14 protein-coding genes are annotated in these 13,691 nt (G+C 70.5%); 7 read left to right on the top strand and 7 right to left on the bottom strand.

Translation table 11 applies throughout. The annotated features are described in order from the left end of the window. Positions 1-26: 26 nt before the first annotated feature. Complete coding sequence (locus ABZ128_RS03815; protein WP_356845862.1) at positions 27-947, bottom strand: FkbM family methyltransferase; 921 nt, start codon at positions 945-947, stop codon at positions 27-29. A gap of 96 nt (positions 948-1,043) precedes the next feature. On the opposite strand from ABZ128_RS03815, the gene ABZ128_RS03810 reads away from it, so the two are divergent. After that, a complete protein-coding gene (locus ABZ128_RS03810; RefSeq protein ID WP_356845861.1) occupies positions 1,044-1,550 on the top strand; it encodes an ATP-binding protein in 507 nt (168 codons plus the stop codon). Here ABZ128_RS03810 and ABZ128_RS03805 read toward each other — a convergent pair. The 4 genes from ABZ128_RS03805 to ABZ128_RS03790 are packed head-to-tail and all read right to left on the bottom strand — an operon-like array spanning position 1,508 to position 5,485. Then, positions 1,508-2,401 (bottom strand): glycosyltransferase family 2 protein, encoded by an 894-nt coding sequence (locus ABZ128_RS03805; protein WP_356845860.1) that lies wholly within the window; start codon positions 2,399-2,401, stop codon positions 1,508-1,510. The genes ABZ128_RS03810 and ABZ128_RS03805 overlap by 43 nt on opposite strands. Next, positions 2,398-3,633: a hypothetical protein gene (locus ABZ128_RS03800; protein ID WP_356845859.1), complete on the bottom strand. Its 1,236-nt coding sequence runs from the start codon at positions 3,631-3,633 to the stop codon at positions 2,398-2,400. Before ABZ128_RS03800 ends, ABZ128_RS03805 begins: the two co-directional genes overlap by 4 nt. After that, a complete protein-coding gene (locus tag ABZ128_RS03795) occupies positions 3,630-4,334 on the bottom strand; it encodes a hypothetical protein (protein WP_356845858.1) in 705 nt (234 codons plus the stop codon). The genes ABZ128_RS03800 and ABZ128_RS03795 overlap by 4 nt, the downstream gene beginning before the upstream one ends. Continuing rightward, complete coding sequence (locus tag ABZ128_RS03790) at positions 4,331-5,485, bottom strand: glycosyltransferase family 1 protein (RefSeq protein WP_356845857.1); 1,155 nt, start codon at positions 5,483-5,485, stop codon at positions 4,331-4,333. The genes ABZ128_RS03795 and ABZ128_RS03790 overlap by 4 nt, the downstream gene beginning before the upstream one ends. 141 nt (positions 5,486-5,626) lie before the next feature. Between ABZ128_RS03790 and ABZ128_RS03785 the strand changes: the two genes are divergently transcribed. Next, a complete protein-coding gene (locus tag ABZ128_RS03785; RefSeq protein WP_356845856.1) occupies positions 5,627-6,598 on the top strand; it encodes a helix-turn-helix transcriptional regulator in 972 nt (323 codons plus the stop codon). Further along, positions 6,595-7,164, top strand: a complete 570-nt coding sequence (locus tag ABZ128_RS03780; RefSeq protein ID WP_356845855.1) for a peptide deformylase — start codon at positions 6,595-6,597, stop codon at positions 7,162-7,164. The genes ABZ128_RS03785 and ABZ128_RS03780 overlap by 4 nt, the downstream gene beginning before the upstream one ends. Positions 7,165-7,218: 54 nt before the next feature. Here the strand turns inward: ABZ128_RS03780 and ABZ128_RS03775 are convergent, their stop codons facing one another. After that, on the bottom strand, positions 7,219-7,644 hold the full coding sequence (locus ABZ128_RS03775) for a thioesterase family protein (protein WP_356845854.1): 426 nt from the start codon (positions 7,642-7,644) through the stop codon (positions 7,219-7,221). A 229-nt stretch (positions 7,645-7,873) separates the two neighbouring features. Continuing rightward, positions 7,874-9,223, bottom strand: a complete 1,350-nt coding sequence (locus tag ABZ128_RS03770; RefSeq protein WP_356845853.1) for a helix-turn-helix transcriptional regulator — start codon at positions 9,221-9,223, stop codon at positions 7,874-7,876. 1,039 nt (positions 9,224-10,262) lie between these two features. Between ABZ128_RS03770 and ABZ128_RS03765 the strand changes: the two genes are divergently transcribed. The 4 genes from ABZ128_RS03765 to ABZ128_RS03750 form a co-directional block, all read left to right on the top strand. Beyond that, entirely contained in the window at positions 10,263-11,399 is a 1,137-nt protein-coding gene (locus ABZ128_RS03765; RefSeq protein ID WP_356845852.1) for a hypothetical protein, read from the top strand. Then, positions 11,396-12,151, top strand: a complete 756-nt coding sequence (locus ABZ128_RS03760; protein ID WP_356845851.1) for an ATP-binding protein — start codon at positions 11,396-11,398, stop codon at positions 12,149-12,151. The genes ABZ128_RS03765 and ABZ128_RS03760 overlap by 4 nt, the downstream gene beginning before the upstream one ends. Positions 12,152-12,263: 112 nt before the next feature. Then, a complete protein-coding gene (locus ABZ128_RS03755; RefSeq protein WP_356845850.1) occupies positions 12,264-12,911 on the top strand; it encodes a WhiB family transcriptional regulator in 648 nt (215 codons plus the stop codon). A gap of 80 nt (positions 12,912-12,991) precedes the next feature. After that, positions 12,992-13,691 (top strand): DUF2637 domain-containing protein (locus tag ABZ128_RS03750; RefSeq protein WP_356845849.1); only part of this gene is annotated, 700 nt, incomplete at its 3' end.

The raw sequence follows: 13,691 nt of genomic DNA, 5'->3' as shown, positions 1-13,691 counted from the left end.
CCTCGTCCGGGCGGTGCCGGTGCTGTTCAGCGCCCGAACGCGAGACGGCTGGCGTCGGTGCGGGAGAAGACCAGATCGGTCATTTCCCTCGGGGTCTCGGTGCACCGCACTGGCGGCTGCGGTCGGCGCATGGCCCGGGGGTAGGCGGCGGGGTCGTAGTCGTTGGCAAGGGTGTATGGGTGAAAGCCACCGTGCTCACGCAGGGCGTCGATGATGCCGGTGACGCTCTCACCCTGCTTGGACAGGAGGCGGGGGGTGACCTCGACGACGAGCTCGGCGTCGGCGCGCAGGTACGGGAGCGCGGGCAGGAGTCCGCGGATCGCGGCGGCTTCGGCCCCCTCGACGTCGATCTTGATGACGCGCGTAGTGGCGAGATCGGCCCGGCTGAGCAGGTCGGCCAGGGGCGCGGTGGGGACCTCGACGGTCGCGTGGATGCGGCTCGGGCGGATGGCGGTGGTATGGCCGAGGTTGGAGGGGTCCTCCAGGTACAGGGTCAGGGTGCCGTTGGTTTCGGAGGCGGCGGAGCGGACGAGATGGATGTTGGTGCGGCGGTTGGCGGCGGCTGCGGCGGCCAGGTCGTCGTGGAAGCGGGGGTGGGGTTCGATGGCGACGACACGGCCGTGGGGCCCGACGGCGTGGGAGGCCAGGAGGCTGAAGGCGCCACGATGGGCACCGACGTCGATGAAGGTGTCCCCGGGGTGGAGTCGGCTACGAAGGAAGGCGCTCAGGTTCGGCTCCCACTCACCGAACAGGTACTGGAAGCGCTGGATGACGTCGCTGGTGGTGACGGAAACCGTGTCGCCGGACCGCAGCCGGACGGTGGCGTGGACGGGGTGGGTGCGCAGGTGATCGTCGAGGAAGCGGTCGATGAGCCGGGCCTTGGCGAGGGTGCCTGGGGCGTGGCGGACGTAGGCGCGCAGCGCGCGGGCGAGGACTTTGGCGGGCACGGGCAGCTCCTTCGGGTAGCGGCGGCCGGGAACGGGAGTCCGGCCCGGCCGGCGGTGACAGACTGCCGGGAACCACGTTGGAGATGAGGGGAGTTGATGGTGGTCGAGAGCGGCTCTCCGACGGTCTTCCTGTTGGTGGGGCTCACCGGTTCGGGGAAGACGACCTATGCCCAGCGGGTGCTGGAGCCCCGGGGGGCGGTGCGGCTGTCGGTGGACGAGGTGGTCTTCGAGCGGCACGGCAGGTACGGCGTCGACTACCCGGAGAACACCTACTTCGAGAAGGAGGCTCCGGTCGTCGCCGAGCTGCATGAGCGGCTGACCGAGCTGGTCGCGGAGGGCCGGAATGTGGTGTGGGACCACGGGCTGTGGCCGCGCAAGGACCGCGAGGCGATGAAGACGCTGGTGGAGTCGGCCGGCGGGCGGTGGCGGCTGCTGTACTTCCCCGTGGCCCGTGACGAGCTGCTGCGCCGGCTGGCGGAACGCAACGAGCGGGCGGACGCGAACGCGCTCGTCGTGACGCCGGAGGCGCTGGACGACTTCTTCGCCCGGTTCGAGGAGCCTCAGGGCGAGGGCGAGGAGGTCGTGGAACCCGGCTCGTTCTGAAACTCGGGCGGGCGCCAGGCGGTGGTGATCCTGGCCGCTTCGGCGGCCCAGCCCTCGGGCTGACGGTCGAGGGTGACGCGACGGAAGGCGAGGCGGGGGTCGGCGACGTCGATGCGGCCAAAGTGCCGGTCGGTGTGCTCCAGCAAGCGGGACGCCTCGCTGCGGACGGCCGGCGTGTGCTCGGCCCATGCGCCGGAGGAGAACCGCTCGACCCGCCGGCGCAGGTCGTCCAGGACGCCGGCACGCCACTTGAAGTGGTGCACGCACGCGAGCGTGTCCGGGTCGGGCTTGTGGCCGGAGGCGCGGTGGTTGCCGGAGGCCACGGTCACCGAGGAGTGGGCGAGGACGATCTTGCGCGGGTCGCCCTGAAGGAGGCGGTGGGTGAGGTGTCCGCCGAGCGGGAAGGCCCGCTCCAGCCCAGGCTCCGGGCGCCACGGGGCGAGGCTTCCGTCGGCCGCGACGCGGTCGAGCATCAGCCCGCCCACCACCTTGCGCCCGGTGTTCTCTGACTGGATGATCACGTCGTCCAGCGGGGCGGGGTAGGTCTGGAACTCGTCGACGTCGGCGATCAGGTGCCAGCCGGGCCCGGCCGTCTCACGCAGGGCGTCGCGCAGCTCGGTGTTGGTGTGCTCGTGCCAGGGACCGGTGCTGACGTGGGTGGGAACGATGCCGAGAGCTCGTGTGGCGGCGAGAAGCTCGTGGCGCTGGGCGTCGGGGACGTGGTCGGGGAAGTGGAAGGCGAGGAGGAACCGCTCGATGCCGAGCTGACGGTAGTGGGCGGTCCAGGCGGCCAGCAGCGCGGGCTCGACGGGGCCGACGACCGCGACCAGGGTGGGAGGGATGAACGTCATTGGCGGCACTCCTTGAGCAGGCGGGTGTAGGTGGCGGTGAGGAAGGCGGCCTGCTCGGCCGCCGGGTACAGGTCCAGCACCGCCCGTGCCGACGGTCCCGGCCGGGCGGGCGCGTCGGCCGAGAGCTTGTCCAGTGCCTCTGCCAGCGCGCCGGGGTCGCCGGCCGGGAAGGCTCGGATCCACGGCTGGCCGGCGAGCCGGACGGTCAGGTCGGGGTCGTGTTCGGAGACGATCAGCGGAACACTGAGGCGGGCGGCGTCCATGACGAGCCCCGACTCCTTGCCCACGCCCGGGTGGCGGGCGACGAGGGCCGCGTCGGCGGCGCCGTAGATGAGCCGCAGGATCTCGTCGGCGACGGGGCCGGGCACGGTGTGGAGGCGGACGTGGGGCAGCCGGTGCCAGCGGGCGAGGACGGCGTCGTCCAGCGGAGTGCCGCACACCAGGACGTGCAGCGGGGTGGTGAGGCGAGCGAGGGCGGCGTCGATGACGGCGATGTCCTTGTACGGCCACCAGCCGCCGATCACGCACACCGCGGTCGCGTCGTCGGGGATGGCGAAGGCGGTCCGGCCGCCGTCGCGCTCGGCCTCGGTCAGCCGCCGCCCGTCGTCGACCGCGAAGGAACGCACCTCGCCGGGCAGGTGGGGGAAGGCGGTAGTGATCTGGTCGCGGACGGCCGTGGTCGGGTACAGCGCGACCACCCGCTTCTCGCCCCGGCGGGCGAGTCGTCCCAGCCACCGTGCTGGACGGTCCTCGGTGGTGACCAACTCGTGGACGAACCGCAGGTGCGGGACGCCACCGAGCAAGGCAGCCAGGCCGTGCAGAGCCTCGCTCGCACTGAGGATCACCACCGCCGACGCCCGCGGGGCAAGGCGGCGCGTGGTCCGCAGGCACGCGGCCTCGGTCAAACACCGGGCCAGGAGGGTGACCTGGTGCGGGAGCCGGCGCACCGCCCGGGGCCAGCGCCGGGAGGCGAAGGCCCGCCGGCCGGCCGTCGAGACGCGCTCGGCTCCCCGCGCGGCGGCCAGCAGGAACCGCGCCGCTACCCCGTCCGGGCCGGGGGCGATCCGGGCGCCGGAGCGGGCCAGCAGGCCCAAGCCCTCGCCCAGGCCGGCCGGGGCGACGACCAGGCTCGCCCCGGTGGCGGCGAGGGCGGTCAGCGTGTGCTGATGGTGCCCGCCGCCCCGGTGCGCGTGCGGCTCGATCAGCACCAGCGGCCCCGGCGCGGTGCTCATCCGGCGACCGCCTGGTCGTCGCGCAGCACGGCGAAGTGCTGCAGCAGCCAAGCCGGGTCGTTGAGCGCCTCGAAGCGCTCGGGGTCGCGGCCGACGGCCTGGGCGAAGTCGATCCCGTCGAGGGCGCCGGTCGCCGCGTAGGCGGCGAAGTCCCCAGTGCTGCTGGCCTTCCAGGTGTCGATCCGTTCCTGGGCGGAGGCGTCGGTCATGCCGTACTCGCTGCCGCGGGCGAGCATCGCGCACTCCCGGAAGCCCGCCTTCCACGCGTGGAACGGCGACTGGTTGAACCGCGTGGTCCCGGCGGTCTGGCGGCAGAATTCGACTCGGCCGGGCAACGCGGCCAGCACGTCGACGGCCTGTCCCATCTCCCGCAGCGCCGACCGGCGGATCAGCTTGAGCCCGCCGTAGCCGTAGACCAGGCCGTTGACCGGGTTGGCGGCCTGCCAGACCCTCATCGCCACCCCGGTGGCCAGCGGCTCCACCGCGGCGACGGAGAAGTCCTCGTCGATGGCGAAGTCGCCGTCGGCGAGGAAGAACTGCTCGGTATCGACGAGCTCGGCGGTGAGCCGGTAGGCCCGCCGCATCCCGCGCACGCCGTGCAGGCGTTTGACCGGACGGCCCAGGACGTGGGCGAGGCGGGTGTGCAGGAGATCGGCCTGCGGCTCGTCGTAGGAGAGCAGGACCACGTCGAAGCCGGTCATCGGATCGCCTCCAGGTATCGGGCGGCGACCGCGGCGGGGGTGAGGTCGGCAGTGGAGGCGTACGCGCGCTTGGCGTGCAGGAGGTAGAACTCCGGGTCCGTGCCGAGGCGCTTGGCGATCTGGACGGCCTGCTCGTCGGTGTCGAACAGCAGCTCATCGTCGATGTGCTCGGCCAGCCAGCCGGTGCGCGGAGCGACCACGGGCAAGCCCATGGCCTGGCAGTCGATCACCGACATGGACCAGGGGCAGCCGGGGCGGAAGGGCGCGATGCCGAAGTGGGCGCCGGCCAGGATGTTGCGGTAGCGGACGCGGTCGCCGCGGTCGGAAGCGATCGTGACACCATCCGTCGTCGCCAGCTCCTCCAAGTGCCGCTCGGGGCTGGGGTCGAGACGGATGCGCTCGGGGCTGCGGGTGCCGAACAGGTCCATCACCGTCAGCCGCACCGCGCCGCCGGCGACGAGGCGGCGGGCCAACTGGGTGAAGCGGGCCGTGCCGTAGTGGGCGTACAGGCGGTGGTTGTAGATGCCGGTGGCCCGGCCGTCGGGCGGGGTGATGCTGGCCGGGTCGCGCACCAGTCGTACGTCCCGGGGGGCGGGGACGATGTGCAGCCTGTCTCCGAGGTCGACGCCAGTGCGGGTGGCGGCTGCGGTGGTCCAGGAGGCGGCGGTGGAGGAGTGGACCAGGATTCGGTCGCAGGCCGAGAGGCCGGCGGCGAAGGCGAGCAGCACGCTGCGGCCCAAGCCCCGGTCGTTCATCGCCGGGTCCAGCTCCAGAGCGCCGGTGTCGGTGAAGGAGAACGGCAGGTAGTGGCAGTAGCCGGCGATCAGCGCGTCCACCCCGGCTTCCAGGAGCGCGGCCCGGATCGCGGGGGCGGCTTCAATCTGGTTGGCCACCACTACCTCGGGCTGCCGGTCGCGGATCAGGGTGACCAGGGCGTCCATGCCGGGGTCGAAGCGGGCCCGGTACTTGGTAGACGGCGAGGTGGTGGGCGCGAAGTGCACGCGGGTGTCGCCGACCGGGACCGGCGAGGCCACGGTCACCTCGGCCCCGGCGTCGGTCAGAGCCGGGGCGAGCAGGTCAGCGAAGGTGAAGCCCGAATCGGCGGACAGCTGACTGGAGTTGGAGACGTTGAGCAAATACAGCACGCGCATCGCTGGGACCCTCCTGGTTTGGGCCCTGGGTCGCCCTGGGCCGGTGGAGGAAGGAAACCGGCGGCTGGCGCCGTGACAGAATGATGAATCGAGATCACGCACGGTTCACTCATCTCATCTAGCATCCAGGCGGGGGCTTCGATGGACGCGCGAGACGGTGCCCAGACGGTCGAGACGGCCGCCGAAGACTTCGCGGCGACGGTCGCCCACTGGCGCGAAGTACGGGGCCTCCCGAAGAGGGAGTTAGCCCGACGGATGGGCTTCGACCCGTCCTACGTGAGCCACATGGAGTCGGGTCGGCACAAACCAACCGAGGATTTCGCCCGCCGCGCCGAGGAGACACTCGGCGCCGGCAAGGCCATCTGGAAGTGCTGGCTGGACTACGAAGCGGCCAAATCCGGTACGGTGCCGGCAGCCGCCGTGCCGGCTCCCCGCCGGACTGAGCAGCCGTACGCCACCGGCTCGGCGATCGTCGTCGAGCACGACGACGCCCGCCTCGACTACGACGGCCGCCTCTACCGACTCACGATGCGCCGGCTGCTGCGGAACACCGGCAGCGAGCCGATCACCCGCTACCTGATCCGCATCAGCGTCGACCGCTACCCGGGCGAGCCGGAACGGTCCAATGCCCACTACCGCGAACACCCATTGACCTGGGACGAACTCGCCCTCACCGCCACTTGCCGCGGTGAGGCAATGCAGTGGCAGACCAAACACGACCGCGACGCCTTCAAGGAGGTGTGGTTGGCGTTCGAGAACGGCGAGGGCCGCTTCCCGCTCTACCCGGGCGAGTCGGTGTGGATCGAGTACGCCTACTCGGTGGGCGACGAGAAATGGGGCCGCTGGTTCCAGCGCGCCGTCCGCCTGCCCACCGAACACCTGGCGGTCGAGCTTGCCTTCCCCGCCGAGCTTGACCCGGTCGTGTGGGGAACCGAGACCTCCATGACCGCCGAGGCGGCGCCGCTACGGACCGCCCCGATCCGCCGCGACGAAAACGGGATGCGCGTCTTCGCGTGGAGCACCCCCACACCTGCACTGCATGCCCGGTACCGTCTGGAGTGGCGATTTCGGGCGAGACCCGAACATGACATAAATCAAAGGGAGTTCAGGTGACCCAGGTGCGGCCCAGCGAGCAGATGCGTGGCCTCGGCGTCGTACAGCACGGTGCCCCCGTCCTCGCCAAGCCGGCCCGCTCTTTCGATCTACCGGCCGAGCGTGCGGCGGCTGAGCGGGCCGTTGAGCAGCTGCTCGTGGCGATGGAGAAGATCGAGCAGGTGCACCCGTTCGCCAAGGGCATGGGCATCGCGGCGCCCCAAGTCGGGATCGGCCGGGCCGCCGCCGTGGTCCAGCCCCCCGACCCCGGCGCCACGACAATCGTCCTGTTGAACCCCCGCATCGTCGACCGCTCCACCGATGAGGACGAACAATACGAGGGCTGCCTCAGCTTCTTCGACGTTCGCGGCCTGGTCCCCCGACCTCTGCAGATCACGGTGGAGGCCATGACGCTGGAGGGCCAGGTGGTGACCGCCACCTACGAACGCGGACTAGCCCGGTTGGTCCACCACGAGATCGACCACCTGGACGGCCTGCTCTACACCGCGCGGATGAGGAGGGGCGTCGCCCCCATCCCCATCGAGCAGTACCGCCAGACCGGCCGCTCTTGGGCCTACGAGCAGTAGCGGCCGACCGTTTCCTCCGTCCGCCCCCGGCTTCACGCAGGCTGGGGCGACGGTTCAGCTGCCCACTGCCGGGGGGTTGTCGGCGTAGCTGTTGAACACTTCGAGCTCATCCTGCTCGAAGCGCCGGATGCCGCCGCGGATGGAGTCGTAGCCGGCCACAACCGCGGTCGCGGTGGCGTAGACGTGCTTGTCGTCCTTCACCTCGAAGTGGAAGGTGAGGGAGACCCGCTTGACATCGGTCACCCAGGCTTCGATGCGGACCGGGGTCTCCCAGGTCTCCAGCGGGTGCTGGTAGCGGATGGTCTGCTCGCGCAGGAGGAAGTTGCGGGCCAGGCGCTCGGCGGGGTCTTTGGGGACCAGCATGCTGAACATGCGCATGCGTGTCTCTTCCAAGAGGACGCCGTAGCGGGAGCTGTTGAGGTGTCCGTTCGCGTCGAGGTCCGACCAGCGAACGGGGCAGTCGTAGATGTGTCGAGACACAGCGCTTCCTGAGGGTTGTGGGATCTGCCGCACCATCGAGGCGCCCGGACGATCCGAGGACGGGCTGGTGCACCCTCCATGGCCGAAGGCCCAGGGGCTGGGGGGATCGGCCGTCCGGACGTTCTGTGACGTCCGGGCGGCCACGCCCCTACTTCCCAGCCCCCAGATGGAGACAACACCAGTCGTGACAGTAAGTGACCTGCTTTAGTCAACGGGCAAGCCACACCAGCTATCGGGGCAGAGCCTCGCCCTCTTGGAGGTCGTTGTAGATCTCACGAAGCAGGGTGGCCCGGAGGTCGACCTGGGGCAGTTGCCCGTGGAGCCGGCTGATGGCCGCCTGGTCGGAGTCCGGCAGCGACGCGCGCAGGAGTAGCTTCAGCTCCGCTCGGGCTTGGGGGTCGACGATCGGCTGGTGAATGCGGTCGGCGACGGCTCCGGCGCCTAGCTGCGTGATTCCCCACTCTCCGGGGGCTTCCTGGATGGCCCACACCACGGAGTGGTTCTCGGGCGACAGGGTGAGCTGACACTCCGGCCCGGCCAGCGTGCTAAGTGCGGGGAGCGGGACGCCGTCGGGGCCGGCGAGCGCTGCGGCTTCATCAGCACTGTCAACGACCAGTCGGGCGGTGAGCGCGCGGGCCGCGCGCCGGCGGGCGGCATCGGCGGCGGCCTGTGCGGGGGGCTGCGGAGTAGTGGGTGCGCCGGCTTCGGCGTGGGCCCAGGCGTTGCGCTTGCCACCCAGGGCGTCGGTCTCGTCGTCGGAGGACTCAGCCTCCACCCAGGTGATCACCACGAACCGGCAGTGCGGCATCGACGCCGGGTACAGGACGTGGGAGACGACTTCGATGGCCTCCCAGCCCAGGGCGGGGATGATCATTCGGAAGACGTGGCCGTCCCGATCGGCTTCCAGGTCGGCTTCGGTGCGCCAGATCCGTTCGACGTCCGGGTTCTGGCGAACCTCAGCGATCAGGTCGACGAGCTCGGCGTTGTCCTTGTGGGTGGCCTGGGCGAACTTCAGCAGACGGACGTAGGCCGCCGCGTGCATTTCCCAGCCGTGGTACTGGGTGCGGGCCTCGGGGTTCGTCAGCGCCCAGCGCATGAGGTTGGCGCGGGGCTCCATGACCCAGGGCCACCACTCGGCCATCGCCGCGTTGTACGCGAGGATGTTCCAGTTGCGGTCGGTGAGGTACGTGGGCGAGGGCATCTGCCTGTCGATCAGAAGTCGAAGTGCCCGGCGCAGCTCCGGGCTGGCGTCGATCTGCGGGTCGCCGTCGAGCGTGGTGCCGATGTTGTAGAGCAGCAGGGCATGGCGCTCGCTCTTGTCGAGCCCGAGCAGATCCGCGAGCGCCTCGCACTGGGGCTTGGTGAACCGGGGCGGGACGGCGCCCTTCTCCACGTTGCGGTAGGTCCGGACCCCCATTCCGAGGGCCTTGGCCACCGGGGACTGGGTGATCCCCGCAGCCTGGCGCCACCTCTTCAGCCAGCCGCCGAACCCCATGAACTGGCCGGCGGTTTCTCCGCCGTGTGCGCCGTTGTTCTCGGCGTGGTCATCGCCGAAGGGGACTATCCCCTGAGCAACCATGAGGCTCTTCTCTTCCTTTGTCTCGCAGTCTCAAGTGCGGCATCCGGTCGCGCGCATGAAAAAGAGGGGCAGCACGAATGCTGACCCCCCGGCCGGATGTCTCCCACAAAGACGATACGACGACCTTGAAGGCTTTCCACAATTTGTGGCCTCGACCACAGGGCGGTTGGTTAAACATGCAACCATTCCCGTCGGCGTCCGGAGACCTTCCTGGCGAATCTGGACATTCCCTCACCCTGCGGTTTCCATGATCGGGAAAGCGGCAAATCCTTGCCGGTTTTCCTTGCAAGGGGGCGAATGATCATTCACACAGTCGACGATCACCCCGGCAATTCGATAGCAGCCGTCCAACTCCTTTGAAAACACAGGGTGTTACAAGGGCCCTCGGTGCAACCTCCACACCTCCTACACATCCATCTACGCGCGTGGATTCGCCCCTGGGATGCCGTTGACGAAGCCTTTGCCTGCGGGCTTAAATCCAAACCTGTCCAGCCGGTACAGCGCGACAGCCTGCCGGTTCATGAACGTGGGGGCTCTTTTGATGATCCTTTTTGGCGTGCCCGGAGTGCGCTTGGGTGGCGCCACCTCTCGACAGCTCGCATCTGCATGCCCTGACGCATCGACGAAACGCTTGGCACGTACAACCTTTCACGGGTTGTAGAGCCAGGTCTGGATCTTGTGCGGGCGTCTGCGTATGTTCGTCGTCCCCCACCGGGAGGCAACCCGGTGACCGGCGATAGGAACGCATGCAGGACGCACCGAGCGGCTAGTCCGTAAAAGCAATCGGCGCCCGGGAGAGGCAACTCCCGGGCGCCGGACGCGAAGAGTCTTATCTCCAGCCGAGGCAACGGCCGGAGAGACCCGTCATCACCGCGCCGGCCCTTCCAACGGGGCACACCGGCTGCGGCATCACTCAAGGAGAGTTTTGCATGGGCACGCCCCTGCGCGAAAGGCCGGGCTTCCGGACCGTCGCTGCGGACCACGCCGCGAGCGCCGTCCACCCGCCCATTTCGGGCCGCTGGTACGGGGATGAGCGCTGATGGCACGCATTCGGACCATCAAGCCCGAGGCGTTCGAATCCGAGGACCTCGCCGCTGTCGATGTCACCGCGATGGTCACCTTCTTCGGGCTGCTGACCCAGGCGGACGACTCCGGCCGGTTCCGTGACCATCCGGCCGTCATCGCTGGGCGGCTGTGGGCGCTGCGGCCCGAGCACACCCCCGCCCACGTTGCCCACGACCTGGAGCAGCTGGCCGAGGCTGGCCTGGTCTGCCGGTACACCGGCTGCGACGGCAAGTCCTGGCTGCACATCGTGACCTGGGACCGGCACCAGAAGATCAACCGCGCGTCGGACTCGCGGCTGCCCCGCTGCCCGACCCACGAGGCGGCGAAGGCGTGCGGCGAGTGCGACCGCTCCCAGTGCCACACCCAGAGGGCGGGCGCGAGCCCCCGACAGCCGCCCCCCGAAGCCCACGAGGCACCCGTCGGCGCCGTCGGCCGAGGCCACTCAGTGACCGCTCACGGAGCCCTCACGCGAACCGTTCCGTCCGATTCGCCCGCATCCACCCTCCCGGTGACCCGCGCCACTCTCACCCAGGAGGGTGAGATCGAGGCCACAACGCCCCAACACCTGCCCGCTGCATGCTCTGCGAGGGAATCCGCAGATCAGGGCAGCACCACCCACGTGGGCGACGTGATGGGCGCCACATTCACTGAGGGTTCACGGGCTGGATCTAGGATCTTGGATCCTGGATCTTCCCGTAGGGGGCGCGAGGCGCCCGCACTCGGCTCCTCCCCGGAAACTGTGCTGGAAGCGGCCGACGCGAGCGAGTGGTCGGCGAAGGTCTTGATGGCCGAGTACCTGCGCGGCTGCCCCGGAGGACGTCCGCCGAAGAAGGTCCTCGGGCACCTGGGCAAGGAGATCCGCTCGCTGCTGGATGAGGGCTACGGCCCCGACGTCCTGAAGCCGGCGCTGGAGCGGCTGCGCGCCAAGGGGCTGAACCCCAGCGTCCTGCCGAGCCTGGTCAACGAGCTCCTCAACGCCGGGCCGACGCCGTCGTCGAGCTCGAGCCCGTCCTCCGCCTCCGGCGCGGGGCCCTGGGCCAGCGCCTCCCCCGCCTACACGCCGTACCTCAACCCCACCGAGCCGACTGGAACCTTCGGAGTCGCCCTGTGAACCGCACCAGCCTCGCCGACCCCCAGGCCACCGCGGACAACGCTGCGATGACCTGGATGCGGCGCAAGCTCGCCGAGCGCGGCATCGACCCCACCGCCCCGGTCGCGGACACCCCGAAAGCGATCCCCGCTCTTGAGGCCGCTCAGCTGCGAATCCCGCGCGACTACCGCGAGGCGCAGGTCGAGCACCCCGCCGTGGCCGAGTGGGTCCGCACCATCGCCGGCAGCGCCGTCGGCCACGCGGCGAGCCCGCTGATCCCGCACTGGGGGACGCCCGGGCAGCGGGAGATCACCCACGGCCGCAGCCTGCTGCTGTGGGGCTCGACCGGCGCCGGCAAGACGCACCAGGCGTACGCCGCGATCCGCGCCCTGACCGCCGCCGGGTGCGGGGTGCGCTGGCACGCCACCACCGCCGCCGACCTGTACGGCGAGATGCGGGCCCGGGGCGGCAGCGATCCCGAGTACCTCCTGCGGCGGATCGTGCGGATACCGCTGCTGCTCCTGGACGACCTCGGCGCCGCGAAGGCGTCCGAGTGGAACGAGGAGATCACCTTCCGCCTGCTGAACTGGCGGGCGCAGAACCAGCTGCCGACGATCGTCACCTCGAATCTGCCGCCGGTCCGCATGCCTGGGATGGCTTCCGGCCAGCCGGTGCTGCGGGACAAGGTCGGCGACCGCGTGCTGAGCCGCCTGTCCGGGATGTGCACCCCGGTGCACCTTGACGGCCCCGACCGCCGCTTCCGCGCCGCCTGACCCGCCGCGCCCACCACCTTCCACCGCCCGGCCCGCGAGCCGGTCCGCCGGCACCCGCCGCCGCGTGCCGCACCCGCTCGCCGCCGACAGGCATGCCCTGGAGACCCATCCCATGCGCCACATCACCACCAACACCCAGCCCGTCCCGGAACTGCGCGGCATCGCCGACATCTCGTGGCACGACCAAAGGAACTGCCGTGACCTCGACCCCGTGGAAGCCGACCGGCTGTTCTTCCCCACGAAGCGGGCCCACGCCGACATCACCGAGGCCAAGACCCTCTGCGGCGCCTGCCCCGTACGCCAGGCTTGCTTCAACCACGCCTTGGACAACGACATCCGATGGGGGCTGTGGGGCGGACTGACCGAGGAGGAACGGAAGCCTTGGCGTGCCAAGGTCGCCAAGCGGCTCGATTACCAGCGGGTCCGCGCCGCCCTCATGGGCCGGGATGTCCATCTCTCCGCTGCTGAACGCGATGCCGTCTCTCGCGCCGCCCACGTACGCGGATGGAGCGCATCGCGGCTGGCATACGCACTCGGGGTCGACCTCGACCACGCCCGGGACCTCCTACGTGAGGCCCGCCACGCGGTGGCCGACCGCGACCGGTACTGGAAGGTCCCGGCCGCGGACAGCGAAGAAGCCTGCACCCCGGACCAGGGCGAGGGGGCCGGCAGCGAGACCACCCCTGAGGAAACGTTCTGCCAGGTGCCCCGCCAGGCCCAGACGAACGAACTGATCAACGCCCTGAAGAAGGCGGCCTGAACTGCCCGGCGCTGCCTCCCGCCCCCTCGCCGCCGGCGGACGCACACCACATCCCCAGCACGCCCGGAGAAAGGGAGCCCTTGACCGAGGAGACCGCCGACCGATACGCCCTGATCGCTGCCGGGACAGTGATCATCGTCCTGACCGGCGCCGGATTCTGGCTCTCCTACGCCCACCTCGCCGAAGTAGCCGGACGACACGGCTTGGACCGCTCGCCCATCCGGCAGTGGGCCTGGCCCGCCACGCTGGACATGTTCATCGTCGCTGGCGAGCTGCTCATGCTGCGGGCCGGACTTCGCAGGGTGACGGACTGGTGGGCGGTCGGGCTGACGGCTGTCGGGTCACTCGGATCGATCGCCCTGAACGTGGCGGGCGTGAACGGCACCACCGCCGGACCTGTTCCGCTCCTGGACTACCTGGTCGCGGCGGTCCCACCGACCGGCGCGATGCTGGCCTTCGGGGTCCTGATGAGGCAGATCCAGCAGCGCGTCGCCAGGCCCGTCCGGGCCACCCGGACCGGACCCGGACCGAGCGGGACCACCGGACCGCCGGACCGCACGGGAACCCGGACCGAACCCAACCCGGACCGGACCGACACCCCCACCGGACCGCCCCGACCCGGACCGAAACCCGGACCGGACCCGGACCCAAGCCGGACCGCCGGACCCCAGGACCTCCCGAAAACCCGGACCGAACCCAACCCGGACCGCACCGACACCCCCACCGGACCGCCCCGACCCGGACCGAAACCCGGACCGGACCCGGACCCAAGCCGGACCG

Source organism: Streptomyces sp. NPDC006326, assembly GCF_040612915.1.
In the GTDB taxonomy this organism is placed as follows: Bacteria; Actinomycetota; Actinomycetes; order Streptomycetales; family Streptomycetaceae; genus Streptomyces.
Note: the sequence above shows the minus strand (reverse complement) of the source record. Positions and strands in the feature narration are given on the sequence as shown.